The sequence below is a fragment of the Halorubrum sp. SD690R genome, assembly GCF_005435035.1.
Classification (GTDB): Archaea; Halobacteriota; Halobacteria; order Halobacteriales; family Haloferacaceae; genus Halorubrum; species Halorubrum ezzemoulense.
Genome location: NZ_SGTV01000169.1, coordinates 1 through 249 on the forward strand (window position 1 = coordinate 1; position 249 = coordinate 249).

Annotated in this window: 1 pseudogene; it reads right to left on the reverse strand. The window is 51.4% G+C overall.

Going from position 1 to position 249, the window contains the following annotated elements:
* Positions 1–121 precede the first annotated feature (121 nt).
* Positions 122–249, reverse strand: a pseudogene (locus EXE41_RS18910) (IS630 family transposase); the annotation flags it as partial.

Below are 249 nucleotides of genomic sequence, written 5' to 3' on the forward strand. Positions count from 1 at the left end.
TGTGTCGGCTTTTTATCTTCGACCTCCGCGAGAGCGTCGCGGAGGTCGTCAAGAGTGGCGGCGTCAAGCGTGGACATACTTGCTAATCACACTCTAACCTAAAGAATATTTAGCTGACAGTATCAACATCAAACTCTTCGGCGAGATAGTGACGGGCTAGTGGAACAGACCACGCGGGCGCGTCTAATCCTACTTCCTCGGGTGATTCGTAAAGTGCCTTGACGAACCGCTTGTGCTGTTCATCAGAGA